The following is a 12360-nucleotide window of genomic DNA, read 5'->3' on the forward strand; positions in this document are numbered from 1 at the left end:
GGGGGAGTTCGAATGCTTACGGAACGACAACGGTTGATTTTGCACGCGATAGTGGATGATTATATTCGCTCGGCCGAGCCGGTCGGTTCGCGGAGCATTTCGAAACGCGGCGACGTTGGCTTCAGCCCGGCCACCATCCGCAACGAAATGGCGGATTTGGAGGAGCTGGGATTTCTGGAGCAGCCGCATACGTCAGCAGGACGCGTCCCTTCAACGAAAGGCTACCGCTATTACGTCGACCATCTCGTAAAGCTGAACGAAGCGGACGAGAACGAGATCGGCATGGTCCGCTCGTTCGTAACGGACAAGATGAATCAAATGGAGCAAGTCATCCAGCACACGGCCACGATTCTGTCCAACTTGACGAACTATACATCGATCCTGCTCGGACCGGAAATGTTCAGCAATTCGCTGAAGCATTTCGGGCTCGTTCCGCTCGATCAAAACTCCGCGGTCGCGATCATCGTGACGAATACGGGGCATGTCGAGAACCGGACGATTGCGATTCCGGACGGCGTCAGGATGGAGGACATGGAGAAGGTCGTCCATATTTTGAACGCGAAGCTGGTCGGCGTTCCGCTTGTCCGCCTGCGCTCGAAGCTTTATACGGAAGTCGGTCAGGAGCTGGAGAGGCATGTCGATCGCTACGAGCAGCTGCTGCAGGTGCTTGATCAAACGCTGCAAAACGACGACGATCATCGGGTCTACATGAGCGGCACGACCAATATGCTGACGCAGCCGGAATTCAAGGACGTCGACAAAGTGAAGACGATCCTTGATCTGCTCGACGAAACGCCTACGATTTTGAAAATGATTTCCGGTCTGCCTTCGGGTATACAAGTGCGGATCGGAACAGAAAATGACCACAAGGCAATCAGCGATTGCAGCCTGATCACGGCGACTTACGCGATTGACGGCCAATCGCTCGGCACGATCGGTATTTTGGGGCCTACCCGGATGGAGTACGGCAAAGTTATTCGTCTCTTGGATCTCATTTCCAAGGATATGTCGGTTCTTCTGAGCCGCTGGTATAAATGATTCGTTTAAGGAGGTGAACGTATGAGTACGAAGGAACAACAAAACGAAGCGGCAGAACCGGTCGAGGCTGCCGAAGAGGTTGTTGCCCGTGAAGAAGCGGAGCAGGCTGCGGAACCGGCAAAGGAAGCGGCCTCGGACGACGCGCGCTACGCGGAGCTGGCGAAGCAGCTCGAGGAAAGCCAACAACGATACTTACGCGCGCAAGCGGACTTCGATAACTTCCGCCGTCGCACGCAGAAGGAAAAAGAAGAGCTCGGACAATACGCTTCCATGAAGCTGATCGGACAGCTGCTGCCGGTCGTCGATAACTTCGAGCGCGCCGTCGCCGCCGCATCGGCCAACGGGGACTTCGACTCGCTTGCAAAAGGCGTGGACATGATTTTCCGCCAGCTGGCGCAGGCGCTCGAGCAAGAAGGGCTCAAAGCGATGGAGGTCGTCGGCCAGCCGTTTAATCCCGAATTCCATCAGGCGGTCATGCAGGTCGAATCCGACGAGCATGAGGAAGGCATCGTCGTCGAGGAGATGCAGAAGGGCTACATGCTGAAAGAGAAAGTTCTGCGTCCCGCAATGGTCAAAGTCAGCGGCTAGCAGGCGACCGCCTTTTTTTCTATTTATAACGAATGCACATACAGCTTATTAAAATAAGTCTTAGGAGGAACTAAGCGATGAGTAAAGTTATCGGTATTGACCTTGGCACGACCAACTCCTGCGTTGCCGTCATGGAGGGCGGGGAAGCCGTCGTTATTCCTAATCCGGAAGGCAACCGCACGACGCCTTCGGTCGTAGGCTTCAAGAAAGACGGCGAGCGCGTCGTCGGCGAAACGGCGAAGCGCCAGGCCATCACGAACCCGGACCGCACGATCATCTCGATCAAACGCCACATGGGCACGAACCACAAAGAAACGATCGACGGCAAAGAGTACACGCCGCAGGAAATTTCGGCGATCATTCTGCAAAAGCTGAAATCCGACGCGGAAGCCTACCTCGGCCAAACGGTAACGCAAGCGGTAATCACCGTTCCGGCTTATTTCAACGACAGCCAGCGCCAAGCGACGAAGGACGCAGGCAAAATCGCGGGCCTCGAAGTGCTCCGCATCGTCAACGAACCTACGGCAGCCGCGCTTGCGTACGGACTTGAGAAATCCGAAGATCAAACGATTCTCGTCTACGACCTTGGCGGCGGTACGTTCGACGTCTCGATCCTCGAGCTCGGCGACGGCTTCTTCGAAGTAAAAGCGACGAGCGGCGACAACAAGCTCGGCGGCGACGACTTCGACCAAGTGATCATCGACTATCTCGTGAACGAATTCAAGAAGGATCAAGGCATCGATCTTTCCAAAGATAAAGCGGCGGTTCAACGCTTGAAGGACGCTGCGGAAAAAGCGAAAAAAGAGCTTTCGGGCGTACTGACCTCCGCGATTTCGCTGCCGTTCATTACAATGGTAGACGGCGTGCCTCAGCACTTGGAGATGAGCCTGACCCGCGCGAAGTTCGATGAGCTTTCGGCCGCGCTGGTAGAGCGTACGCTCGGCCCGACTCGCCAAGCGCTCAGCGATGCCGGCATGTCGCCAAGCGATATCGACAAGGTGGTTCTTGTCGGCGGTTCGACGCGTATTCCCGCCGTGCAGGACGCCGTTAAAAAGCTGATCGGCAAAGAGCCGCACAAAGGCGTTAATCCGGACGAGGTCGTTGCCCTCGGCGCGGCCGTGCAAGCGGGCGTACTGACCGGCGACGTGAAAGACGTCGTATTGCTCGACGTTACGCCATTGTCGCTCGGTATCGAGACGGCAGGCGGCGTATTTACGAAAATGATCGAGCGCAACACGACGATTCCTACAAGCAAATCGCAAGTATTCTCGACGTACGCGGACAATCAGCCGGGCGTTGAAATTCACGTCCTGCAGGGCGAACGCTCGATGGCAAACGGCAACAAAACGCTCGGACGCTTCACGTTGAACGATATTCCTCCGGCACCGCGCGGCGTACCGCAAATCGAAGTTACGTTCGATATCGACGCCAACGGCATCGTGAACGTGTCCGCGCTCGACAAAGGCACGGGCAAGAGCCAAAAAATTACGATCACGTCCTCGAGCGGCCTGAGCGAGGAAGAAATCGAAAAAATGATGAAGGACGCCGAGCTGAATGCGGAGGAAGACCGCAAGCGCCGCGATCTTGTCGAAGCGAAGAACAGCGCAGACCAATTGGTCTACTCCGTCGACAAGACGATCAAAGATCTTGGCGACAAGGTCGATCCGTCCGAAATCGAAAAAGCGAACGCCGCGAAAGAAAAAGTGACGGCAGCGCTTGCGACCGACGATCTGGAGCAAATCAATGCGGCAACGGAAGAATTGACGCAAATCATCCAACAGCTCTCGGTTAAGCTGTACGAACAAGCTGCGCAAGGATCCGGAGCGGCCGAAGGCGACGCTGGCGCAAGCGATGCCGGCGCTTCGAAGGCGAATAAAGATAACGTAGTCGACGCCGATTACGAAGTCGTCGACGACAAAAAATAAAGTGTAGCGGGCAAGAGGTCAAAGACAGGCGCTTTCCTGGCTTTGGCCTTCTTTCTTGCGTTTATGCGCATGGCATCATAAGATATAACGGAGGTGAGAACAGGTGGCAGATAAACGCGATTATTACGAGGTGCTCGGCGTCGGCAAGGACGCTTCGACCGAAGATATCAAGAAATCGTACCGCAAGCTGGCCAGGCAGTACCATCCGGACGTGAACAAGGCGACGGACGCGGAGGCGAAATTCAAGGAAGTGAAGGAAGCTTACGACGTGCTGAGCGACGACGGCAAGCGCGCGACCTACGATCGCTTCGGGCATGTCGATCCGAATCAGGGTATGGGCGGAGGCGGCGCCGATTTCGGCGGCGGCTTCGGCGATATTTTCGATATGTTCTTCGGCGGGGGCGGCGGCCGGCGCGATCCGAACGCGCCGCAGCGAGGCAACGACCTGCAGTATACGATGACCGTCGAGTTCAAGGAAGCGGTATTCGGCAAGGAAACGGAGATTACGATTCCGCGTACCGAAACATGCGACACTTGCCACGGCAACGGCGCAAAACCCGGAACGAAGCCGGATACCTGTTCGGTATGTAAGGGCAGCGGGCAGCAGGAGGTCGTCCAGAACACGCCGTTCGGCCGCATGGTCAATCGCCGCGCTTGTACGAACTGCAGCGGCACGGGACGCATTATTAAAGAAAAATGCGGCACCTGTCATGGCGCCGGCAAGGTGAAGCGCCAACGTAAAATCAAGATCCGGATTCCGGCAGGCGTGGACGACGGCGCTCAAATCCGGATGTCCGGCGAGGGCGAAGGCGGACTTCGCGGCGGCCCCGCAGGCGATCTGTATATCGTGATCCGGGTCAAATCGCATGAGTTTTTCGAACGCGAAGGCGACGACATCTATTGCGAGGTTCCGCTTACGTTCGTGCAGGCCGCACTCGGGGACGAGATCGAAATCCCGACACTGACGGAGAAGGTGAAGCTGAAGGTGCCGGCCGGCACGCAGACCGGAACATATTTCCGGCTCAAAGGGAAAGGCGTACCGAAGCTGCGGGGCTACGGGCAAGGCGATCAGCACGTGAAAGTAACGATCGTCACGCCAACCGGCCTGACTGACGACCAGAAGGAGCTGCTCCGCCAATTCGGCGGCTTGGCCGGCGATCATAACGATGGCCCTGAACATCATGAATCCATATTTGAACGTATGAAGAAGGCGTTCCGCGGCGAATAGCGCGGAACGTCTTCTTTTTTGGCGAGCATTGAATAGGATTCGAAGGACGGGCGCAATCTATTCGAGGAAATGATCCAGCAGCACACGAATGGAGGAAGCGAAGATGGACAATAAAAACATGGATGATAACAACGACTTGGAAAAAGTGAATTTCGCCGAGCTGCCGACCGGCAAGAACGAGGACGTGGAATTTTCCGAGGAGCTTGCGGACGAAGCCGACCGCAAAGCGATGGAACGCGCGGCTGCGGCGGATGAGCGCAACGAGGAACAGTAATGAGTCAGGTTGAAATACGGGCCAGCTTCGACGGCGAGAGCGCCGCTCAGGAAGCGTTGCATAAGCTACAAGCGCTGCGCGCGTTCGAAGTCGGCGGCATGCCCGAGAGCGGCCTGCTGACGGCTACGGTCGACGAAGAGGTGGCCGAACGCGCTCTGCATTTGATCCGCCAGATCGGCGGAAACACGGATACGACGATCATCTGAACGAATAAGCCTGCGGCGTCATGCCGCAGGCTTTATTTCATTCCGTTTTTTGTGCAGAGGCGTTGCAATGTTGTACAATAGAGGTTAGATTTTTATAAGACTAAAGTCGTGCGTTTATACGTAGGGTAATGGAGGAGCATACATATGAAATGGCATGAAGTAACGATCTCGACGACCGAAGAGGCGCAGGAGATGATTTCGAATTTTTTGCATGAAATGGGAGCGGGAGGCGTATCCATCGAGGAGTCCGGGTCGCTTAACAAGCCGCGCGATACGTCGCTCGGTCAGTGGTACGAGCTTCCGCTTAACGACATTCCCGAAGGCCAGGCCGTGATCAAGGGATACTTTCACGAGGATACCGATACCGGCGCACTGCTCGAGGCGCTGAAGCCGAGAATCGAACAGCTGCGGGAGTTCGATATCGATCCGGGCGACGTCGCTTATTCGGCCGCCGTCGTGGACGACGAGGATTGGGCGACCGCCTGGAAGCAATATTTCAAGCCGCTGCGCGTTTCCGACACGCTGACGATCAAGCCGACTTGGGAAACGTACGAGGCCGGTGAGAACGAGCGCATTATCGAACTGGATCCGGGCATGGCATTCGGCACGGGAACGCATCCGACGACGGCGCTATGCTTGCAGACGCTGGAGTCCGTCGTACGCGGCGGAGAAGAGGTAATCGACGTGGGCACCGGTTCCGGCATATTGGCGATCGGGGCTTGCCGTCTAGGAGCGAAGAGCGTGCTGGCGCTCGATCTGGATCCGGTTGCCGTATCCAGCGCGACGGAGAACGTGAAGCTGAACGATTTGTCCGGGCAGGTCGAGGTACGGCTAAGCGATTTGCTTGGCGTGCTTAAAGACGGCACCGATGGCGAAGTCGGCGGATCGCTTCGCGTGACCTTGCCGGTCGATCTGGTGGTGGCGAATATTTTGGCGGAAATCATTTTGCTGTTTATTGATGACGTTTATGCGGCGCTGAGACCGGGCGGTATTTATATCGCATCCGGCGTATACAAAAACAAGGAATCCGACGTCGAAGAGGGCTTGGTCCGTTCCGGCTTCGAAATCGTCGAGAAACGCCGCGACGAGGATTGGATCGCGTTCGTGGCGAGAAAGCCGCAGGTGGTTTAATGGATTTGCAGCGTTTTTTATGGTATCCGATTGAAGATCTGCCCTTCATCGCGTTGGTACTGATCCTCGCGTTCACCGTTCATGAATTCGCACATGCGTACAGCGCCTATAAATTCGGCGACGATACGGCATATAAAGCCGGCAGGGTGACGCTCAATCCGCGCGTACATCTCGATATACTCGGCACCATTCTTATTCTGATCGCGGGCTTTGGCTGGGCGAGACCCGTGCCCGTCAATCCGAGCCGATTCAAAAACCCGCGCTTGATGGGGATCGTCGTATCGGCGGTCGGCCCGTTAAGCAATTTGCTCATGGCCGTCATCGGCATGATCCTCCTGTATGTTCTGAACCAAACGGGTTTGCTGCATGCGGGCTCGGTCGGCGTGTACAAAGCGCTTATTCATTTTTTTTACTATTTGATTTCGATGAATCTGCTGCTCTTCATCTTTAATCTCATTCCGCTGCCGCCGCTTGACGGTTATCGGATTATCGCGGATCTCATGCCTGTGCGCATCCGGTACAAGATGGATCAGAACGTGCAGTGGGGGATGTTCATCTTTCTGCTCATCGTATTTATCCCGCCGCTGAGGGCGGTCACGCTCGACCCGATTCTGGGGTTGTCCGGCGATATCATGTTTACGCTCATTTCGTGGTGCGAAGCGGTATTCGCTCCGCTCGACTGGCAGCGGTTGATCATAGATTTTTCCGTGTGAAGCATGGTATGATGGAGGATGGAATTCGTTTAAGGGTGGTTTGACAACAACAATGCAACGATATTTTGTAGCGGCGGGGCAGTTTCGAAGCTCCGAGGTCCGCATTGTCGGCGACGACGCGCATCATGCCGTTCGGGTCATGCGCACGAAGCCGGGCGATAAATTCATCGTCAGCGACGGGGAGTCGCGTACGGCGCTCGTCGTCGTCCGGGAGGCGACGCCGATGCAAATTACGGCCGATATCGAACGGATGCTGCCGAGCGACGGCGAGCCCGCGTGGTCGGTAACGATCGCGCAGAGCTTGCCGAAAGGCGACAAGATGGAGCTCGTCATCCAGAAGGGCACCGAGATCGGAGCCTATGCTTTCATGCCGTTCCAATCGGAGCGAATGGTTGTCCAATACGACGGCAAGAAGGAAGCGAAACGTATCGAGCGGTGGAGCAAAATCGCCAAGGAAGCGGCGGAGCAAGCGCATCGCAGCCGGATTCCGGAAATCGGTTCGGTACTTGGCTGGCGGGAGCTGATGAGTGCGATCGGCTCGTACGATTTGGCTTTGTTCTGCTACGAGCGCGAAGGAGACGCCGCCCGCGGCAAAGGAATTCGAACGGCCGTGCGGGAATGGGCGGGAGAGAGAGACGCCGGATCCGCCAGCGTGCTGCTCATCGTCGGCCCGGAAGGCGGCTTCACGGAGCGGGAAGCGGCGGAAGCGGAAGCGGCCGGTGCCGTTCCGGTCGGTCTCGGCAAACGGATATTGCGGACGGAAACGGCAGGAATCGTCGGATTAACCTGCCTGCTATATGAATCCGGAGAAATGGGAGGAGCGTGACCATTATGCCAACGGTCGCATTTTATACACTTGGCTGCAAAGTAAACTTCTACGACACGGAAGCGATCTGGCAGCTGTTCAAAAACGAAGGCTACGAGCAGGTCGATTTCGAATCGACCGCGGACGTCTATTTGATCAATACTTGCACGGTAACGAATACGGGCGACAAAAAAAGCCGCCAAATTATCCGGCGCGCCGTTCGCCGCAATCCCGACGCGGTCATTGCGGTTACCGGATGCTACGCGCAAACGTCGCCCGCGGAGATCATGGCGATCGAAGGCGTCGACCTCGTCATCGGAACGCAGGACCGCGACAAAATCATGGACTACGTGGGACAGATTCAAGCGGACCGCAAGCCGGTCAACGCGGTGCGAAACATTATGAAGACGCGGGACTTCGAAGAGCTGAACGTGCCGGACTTCACGGAACGGACGCGCGCCTTCCTGAAAATCCAGGAGGGCTGCAACAACTTCTGCACGTTCTGCATCATTCCTTGGTCGCGCGGGCTGTCGCGCAGCCGCGCGCCGCAAAGCGTGCTCGAGCAGGCGAAGCAGCTGGTCGCCTCCGGCTACAAGGAAATCGTCCTGACGGGCATTCATACCGGCGGATACGGCGACGATATGGAAAATTACAACCTGACCAGCCTGCTCTGGGATTTGGACAAGGTGGAAGGGCTGGAGCGGATAAGAATCAGCTCGATCGAGGCGAGCCAGATCGACGACGCGATGATCGACGTGCTCAACCGTTCCAGCAAAATGTGCCGACATCTTCATATTCCGCTTCAGGCGGGCGAAAATTCGGTTCTTAAGCGGATGCGCCGCAAATATACGACGGAGGAATTCGCCGCGAAGATCAAGCGGCTGCATGAAGCGATGCCGGGCGTCGCGATCACGACGGACGTCATCGTCGGTTTCCCCGGCGAGACCGAGGAAATGTTCGAGAGCGGCTACCGATTCATGGAGGAGCTGCAGTTCGCCGAAATGCACGTGTTCCCTTATTCCAAGCGAACCGGCACGCCGGCCGCACGCATGGAGGATCAAGTGGACGAGGAAGTGAAGAACGAGCGCGTTCACAAGCTGATCGACTTGTCCGAGAAGATGCAGCTGCAATACGCGTCGAAGCATGTCGGCCAAGTGCTCGACGTCATTCCCGAACGGGATTACAAAGGCGCGCCGGGCACCGGTATGGTCATGGGCTACACCGACAACTACATTCAAGTCGTATTCGAAGGCTCCGAGTCGCTGATCGGGCAATTGTGCCGCGTGAAGATTACGGAAGCCGGCGTCAATGAGTGCAAGGGCAAGCTGGTTCGCGTGCTGGACGATCGGCCGCCGCAGGAGCCGCATAGCTTCGTATTGGAGCGTCCGGAAGCGATGAGAGCCTAATTGAATGCTGACCGTGCGGAGGATTCCTTTGCTCATCGGTTCCGGGTGCGGAATAGATGGAGGAATCCTTTGCTGCATATACTAACCAGTAAACGTTGCAAGGGGGAGCCAGGCATGAAGGAGATTTCGGCAGGCGGCGTCGTATACCGCCACACGGAGCAAGGAAAGCTGCAAATTCAGCTGATTCAGGACCGTTACGGGAAAGTTTCGCTGCCCAAAGGGAAGATGGAGGCCGGCGAGACCGTCGAACAGACCGCGCTCAGGGAAATCGCCGAGGAAACGGGACTGGAGGGCAAAATCATCGCGCCGATCGACCAAATTAAATACACGTACGAGCATGAAACTTTCGGAACCGTGAACAAAGAGGTGCATTACTACCTGGTCGAAGCGGTAGGCGGCTCCCTGCAGGCGCAGGTGGAAGAAATCCGCGGCGTGGACTGGTTCGACCCGCTGGATGCTTGGCGGCGCCAGAAGCAGTCCGGTTACGACAATAACCACCGGATCCTGTCGGGCGCGCTTCGCCTGCTCGGCATTCAGGCCGAATAAAGGCGAAGCGGTTCATACTTTGCGGAATACCGGCAAATAGCAAAACGGCAGGGCGATGAGCGAGCTCAGGATGTTGAAGATCGTTTGCGAATGGGCGATCGTGCCGGCTGGCGTCGAGGCAAGCCATGAGGATACCGCGTCAAGCTCACCGATAAAGGGCATGAAGAGCAGCGCTCCGCCGAGATTGAGCACGATATGCGACCAGGCGACGTATTGGCCGGCCTTGGAACCTCCGATGGAAGCGAGCAACGCCGTCGCGCACGTCCCGACGTTGGCGCCCAGGACGACGGCGATGCCGATCTCGATCGGCATCGCGCCGATCGAGACGAAGCCCATAATGATACCGATGACGGCCGCGCTGCTGTGGACGGCCGCGGTCAGCACCGCGCCGGCCGCCAGTCCCCACCATAGGTTCTCCCCGGCTTTCGCCAGAAACCACCTGAACATGTCGCTGCCCTGAATCGCCGGGCCGACGACCTGCATCATCGTAATGCCGGTCAGCAGAAGCCCGAAGCCGCATAAGGCAACGGAGGAGGAACGGATTTGTTCCAGCCATTTGAAGCCGCGCAGCGCGGGAACGAGGCGGACTTCGCCGAGAAGCGCCGTGGTCAGCCATAAGCCGATCGACGTTATGAGCAGAGGAACGGCCAGCTTGTTCAGGTTAAGACCGATCAGCTCCGTCGTAATGCAGGTGCCGATATTCGTGCCTAGAATGATCCCTAGCGTTCTGGGAAAGGTAAGCAATCTGGCATTGACCATGCCGATCGCGATGACGGTGACGGCCGTGCTGCTTTGCAGGAAGGCGGTGGAGGCGGTGCCGATCGCAAGCCCGTGGATAGGCGTGGCGGTCGAACGTTCCAATAGGCCGTTCAAGTAAGGGCCGGCGAGCCGGTGCAGCGCGAGCTCCATCAGCTTCATGCCGCACATGAAGACCGAAAATCCGAGCAGCATCGGAACGAGAATCGTCTGAACCATGGGAGGGTCTCCTTCTTTTTTTCGACGAAAAGTTAGATTCGTAGCTATACATATGCCGCAAGAAAGACAAGCATGACAAGCAGTTCATAGAGGGGACGAGCGCAATCGTGAGCAATCCGAAAATCTGGTTACAGAAAGCTAGGAAAAAAAGGTTGGAGCAAGGTCATCCGTGGATCTACGCGTCCGAAATCGACCGGCTGGAAGGAGAAGCACAGCCCGGCGGCCTCGTCGACGTCGTCACGCATCAAGGCCGTTACTTGGCGACGGGCTATTGGAATCCGAAGTCGCAAATTACGGTACGCGTCGTTTCGTACAAGCCGATACAGGCGATGGACGCCGAATTTTTCAAGTCCCGGTTGCTCGATTGCCGGAATCATCGCCGCCGCTTCGTCGCGGACGCCGATTGCAGGCTGGTGTACGGCGAAGCCGACTTCCTGCCGGGACTCGTCGTGGACCGGTTCGGAGGCGTGCTCGTGGTGCAGCTGCTCACGCTGGGGATGGACGGCAGGCGGGACGAGCTGATCGAAGCGCTGGTCGAGGTGTTCCGGCCTCAGGGCATCTATGAGCGGAGCGACGTAAGCGTACGCGCCCTCGAAGGGCTCGAAGAGCGTACGGGCGTCTTGTACGGGGAATGCCCGGTCGTAATCGAGATCGAGGAAAACGGGCTTAAGCTGGAGGTCGATATCGTCGAGGGACAGAAAACCGGCTACTTCTTCGATCAGCGGGAAAACAGGGCGGCAATCAAACCGCTGATGACGGGCTGGGGAAGCCGCAGCGGCATCCGCCTGGCAGACCGGGCGACTGCGCAGGCAGGCGGAGCGGAAGCATTATCGGAGTCCGGTTCGTCAGCCGGTGAGCTCGTTCCCGTCAATTCGAACGGGAAGATCGTTACCTTTCCGTATTGGGACGGCGCTTCCGTGCTCGAATGCTTCGCGCATACGGGCAGCTTTACTTTGCATGCCTGCAAGTACGGCGCGAAGAAAGTAACGTGCCTGGACGTATCCGAGCATGCGATCGAAACCGCGAAACGGAACGTGGTCCGAAACGGCTTCGAGGACCGCGTCGAATTCGTCGTCGCCGACGCTTTCGATTATTTGCGCTCGCAGGTGAAGGCGATCGACGAGCGGAAGCTGCGCGGCGGCGGCGGCATCGATACATCGAAGAAGATGGAAGGTCCGGCAGGGCGGACGTGGGACGTCGTTATATTGGACCCGCCGGCGTTCGCGAAGTCGAAGAGCGCGGTGCCCGGCGCCTGCCGCGGCTACAAGGACATCAATCTGCAGGGAATGAAGCTGGTGAACGACGGCGGCTATTTGGTGACGGCAAGCTGCTCGTATCATATGCGCCCGGAGCTATTCCTAGAGACGATCCAGGAAGCGGCGGCCGATGCGGGCAAGCTGCTCCGGCTCGTCGAGTGGCGCGCGGCGGGCAAAGACCATCCGCAGCTTCTCGGCGTGAACGAAGGCCATTATTTGAAGTTCGCGATATTTGAAGTAAGGAGCAAATAAACCGACGATTTTGCACA

General features: G+C 57.2%; 13 protein-coding genes. 12 read left to right on the forward strand and 1 reads right to left on the reverse strand.

Annotation, left to right across the window (positions count from 1 at the left end; all coding sequences use genetic code 11):
- Positions 1-12: 12 nt before the first annotated feature.
- From hrcA to IDH41_RS12845, 11 genes are all read left to right on the forward strand, one after another.
- Positions 13-1038 (forward strand): heat-inducible transcriptional repressor HrcA, encoded by a 1026-nt coding sequence (gene hrcA / locus IDH41_RS12795; RefSeq protein ID WP_190861592.1) that lies wholly within the window; start codon positions 13-15, stop codon positions 1036-1038.
- A gap of 21 nt (positions 1039-1059) precedes the next feature.
- Complete coding sequence (gene grpE, locus IDH41_RS12800) at positions 1060-1626, forward strand: nucleotide exchange factor GrpE (protein ID WP_190861594.1); 567 nt, start codon at positions 1060-1062, stop codon at positions 1624-1626.
- A 77-nt stretch (positions 1627-1703) separates the two neighbouring features.
- Positions 1704-3551: a molecular chaperone DnaK gene (dnaK, locus tag IDH41_RS12805; RefSeq protein WP_190861595.1), complete on the forward strand. Its 1848-nt coding sequence runs from the start codon at positions 1704-1706 to the stop codon at positions 3549-3551.
- A gap of 103 nt (positions 3552-3654) precedes the next feature.
- On the forward strand, positions 3655-4779 hold the full coding sequence (dnaJ, locus tag IDH41_RS12810; RefSeq protein WP_190861597.1) for a molecular chaperone DnaJ: 1125 nt from the start codon (positions 3655-3657) through the stop codon (positions 4777-4779).
- A 103-nt stretch (positions 4780-4882) separates the two neighbouring features.
- A complete protein-coding gene (locus IDH41_RS12815; protein WP_190861598.1) occupies positions 4883-5053 on the forward strand; it encodes a YfhD family protein in 171 nt (56 codons plus the stop codon).
- Positions 5053-5259, forward strand: coding sequence for a hypothetical protein (locus IDH41_RS12820; protein WP_190861600.1), 207 nt, complete (start codon positions 5053-5055; stop codon positions 5257-5259). The genes IDH41_RS12815 and IDH41_RS12820 overlap by 1 nt, the downstream gene beginning before the upstream one ends.
- 144 nt (positions 5260-5403) lie before the next feature.
- Positions 5404-6390, forward strand: a complete 987-nt coding sequence (gene prmA, locus IDH41_RS12825; RefSeq protein ID WP_190861601.1) for a 50S ribosomal protein L11 methyltransferase — start codon at positions 5404-5406, stop codon at positions 6388-6390.
- Positions 6390-7103 carry a site-2 protease family protein gene (locus IDH41_RS12830; protein ID WP_190861603.1) on the forward strand — a complete coding sequence of 238 codons (714 nt, stop codon included), beginning with the start codon at positions 6390-6392 and terminating at the stop codon, positions 7101-7103. The genes prmA and IDH41_RS12830 overlap by 1 nt, the downstream gene beginning before the upstream one ends.
- A 52-nt stretch (positions 7104-7155) precedes the next feature.
- A complete protein-coding gene (locus IDH41_RS12835; RefSeq protein WP_190861604.1) occupies positions 7156-7929 on the forward strand; it encodes an RsmE family RNA methyltransferase in 774 nt (257 codons plus the stop codon).
- A gap of 5 nt (positions 7930-7934) precedes the next feature.
- On the forward strand, positions 7935-9314 hold the full coding sequence (gene mtaB / locus IDH41_RS12840) for a tRNA (N(6)-L-threonylcarbamoyladenosine(37)-C(2))-methylthiotransferase MtaB (protein WP_190861605.1): 1380 nt from the start codon (positions 7935-7937) through the stop codon (positions 9312-9314).
- A 114-nt stretch (positions 9315-9428) separates the two neighbouring features.
- Positions 9429-9860 (forward strand): NUDIX hydrolase, encoded by a 432-nt coding sequence (locus IDH41_RS12845; RefSeq protein WP_190861607.1) that lies wholly within the window; start codon positions 9429-9431, stop codon positions 9858-9860.
- Between the two features lie 12 nt (positions 9861-9872).
- On the opposite strand, the gene IDH41_RS12850 is transcribed toward IDH41_RS12845, so the two are convergent.
- A complete protein-coding gene (locus IDH41_RS12850) occupies positions 9873-10835 on the reverse strand; it encodes a Na/Pi cotransporter family protein (protein WP_190861608.1) in 963 nt (320 codons plus the stop codon).
- A 107-nt stretch (positions 10836-10942) separates the two neighbouring features.
- Here IDH41_RS12850 and IDH41_RS12855 point away from each other — a divergent pair, with 107 nt between their 5' ends.
- Positions 10943-12343, forward strand: coding sequence for a class I SAM-dependent rRNA methyltransferase (locus IDH41_RS12855; RefSeq protein WP_190861610.1), 1401 nt, complete (start codon positions 10943-10945; stop codon positions 12341-12343).
- Positions 12344-12360: the final 17 nt, after the last annotated feature.

Source organism: Paenibacillus arenilitoris (assembly GCF_014705655.1).
In the GTDB taxonomy this organism is placed as follows: Bacteria; Bacillota; Bacilli; order Paenibacillales; family Paenibacillaceae; genus Pristimantibacillus; species Pristimantibacillus arenilitoris.

Coding starts and splice junctions, on each gene's coding strand:
- hrcA (WP_190861592.1), top strand. CDS start 13: ATGCTTACGGAACGACAACGGTTGATTTTGCACGCGATAGTGGATGAT.
- grpE (WP_190861594.1), top strand. CDS start 1,060: ATGAGTACGAAGGAACAACAAAACGAAGCGGCAGAACCGGTCGAGGCT.
- dnaK (WP_190861595.1), top strand. CDS start 1,704: ATGAGTAAAGTTATCGGTATTGACCTTGGCACGACCAACTCCTGCGTT.
- IDH41_RS12815 (WP_190861598.1), top strand. CDS start 4,883: ATGGACAATAAAAACATGGATGATAACAACGACTTGGAAAAAGTGAAT.
- IDH41_RS12820 (WP_190861600.1), top strand. CDS start 5,053: ATGAGTCAGGTTGAAATACGGGCCAGCTTCGACGGCGAGAGCGCCGCT.
- prmA (WP_190861601.1), top strand. CDS start 5,404: ATGAAATGGCATGAAGTAACGATCTCGACGACCGAAGAGGCGCAGGAG.
- IDH41_RS12830 (WP_190861603.1), top strand. CDS start 6,390: ATGGATTTGCAGCGTTTTTTATGGTATCCGATTGAAGATCTGCCCTTC.
- IDH41_RS12835 (WP_190861604.1), top strand. CDS start 7,156: ATGCAACGATATTTTGTAGCGGCGGGGCAGTTTCGAAGCTCCGAGGTC.
- mtaB (WP_190861605.1), top strand. CDS start 7,935: ATGCCAACGGTCGCATTTTATACACTTGGCTGCAAAGTAAACTTCTAC.
- IDH41_RS12845 (WP_190861607.1), top strand. CDS start 9,429: ATGAAGGAGATTTCGGCAGGCGGCGTCGTATACCGCCACACGGAGCAA.
- IDH41_RS12850 (WP_190861608.1), bottom strand. CDS start 10,835: ATGGTTCAGACGATTCTCGTTCCGATGCTGCTCGGATTTTCGGTCTTC.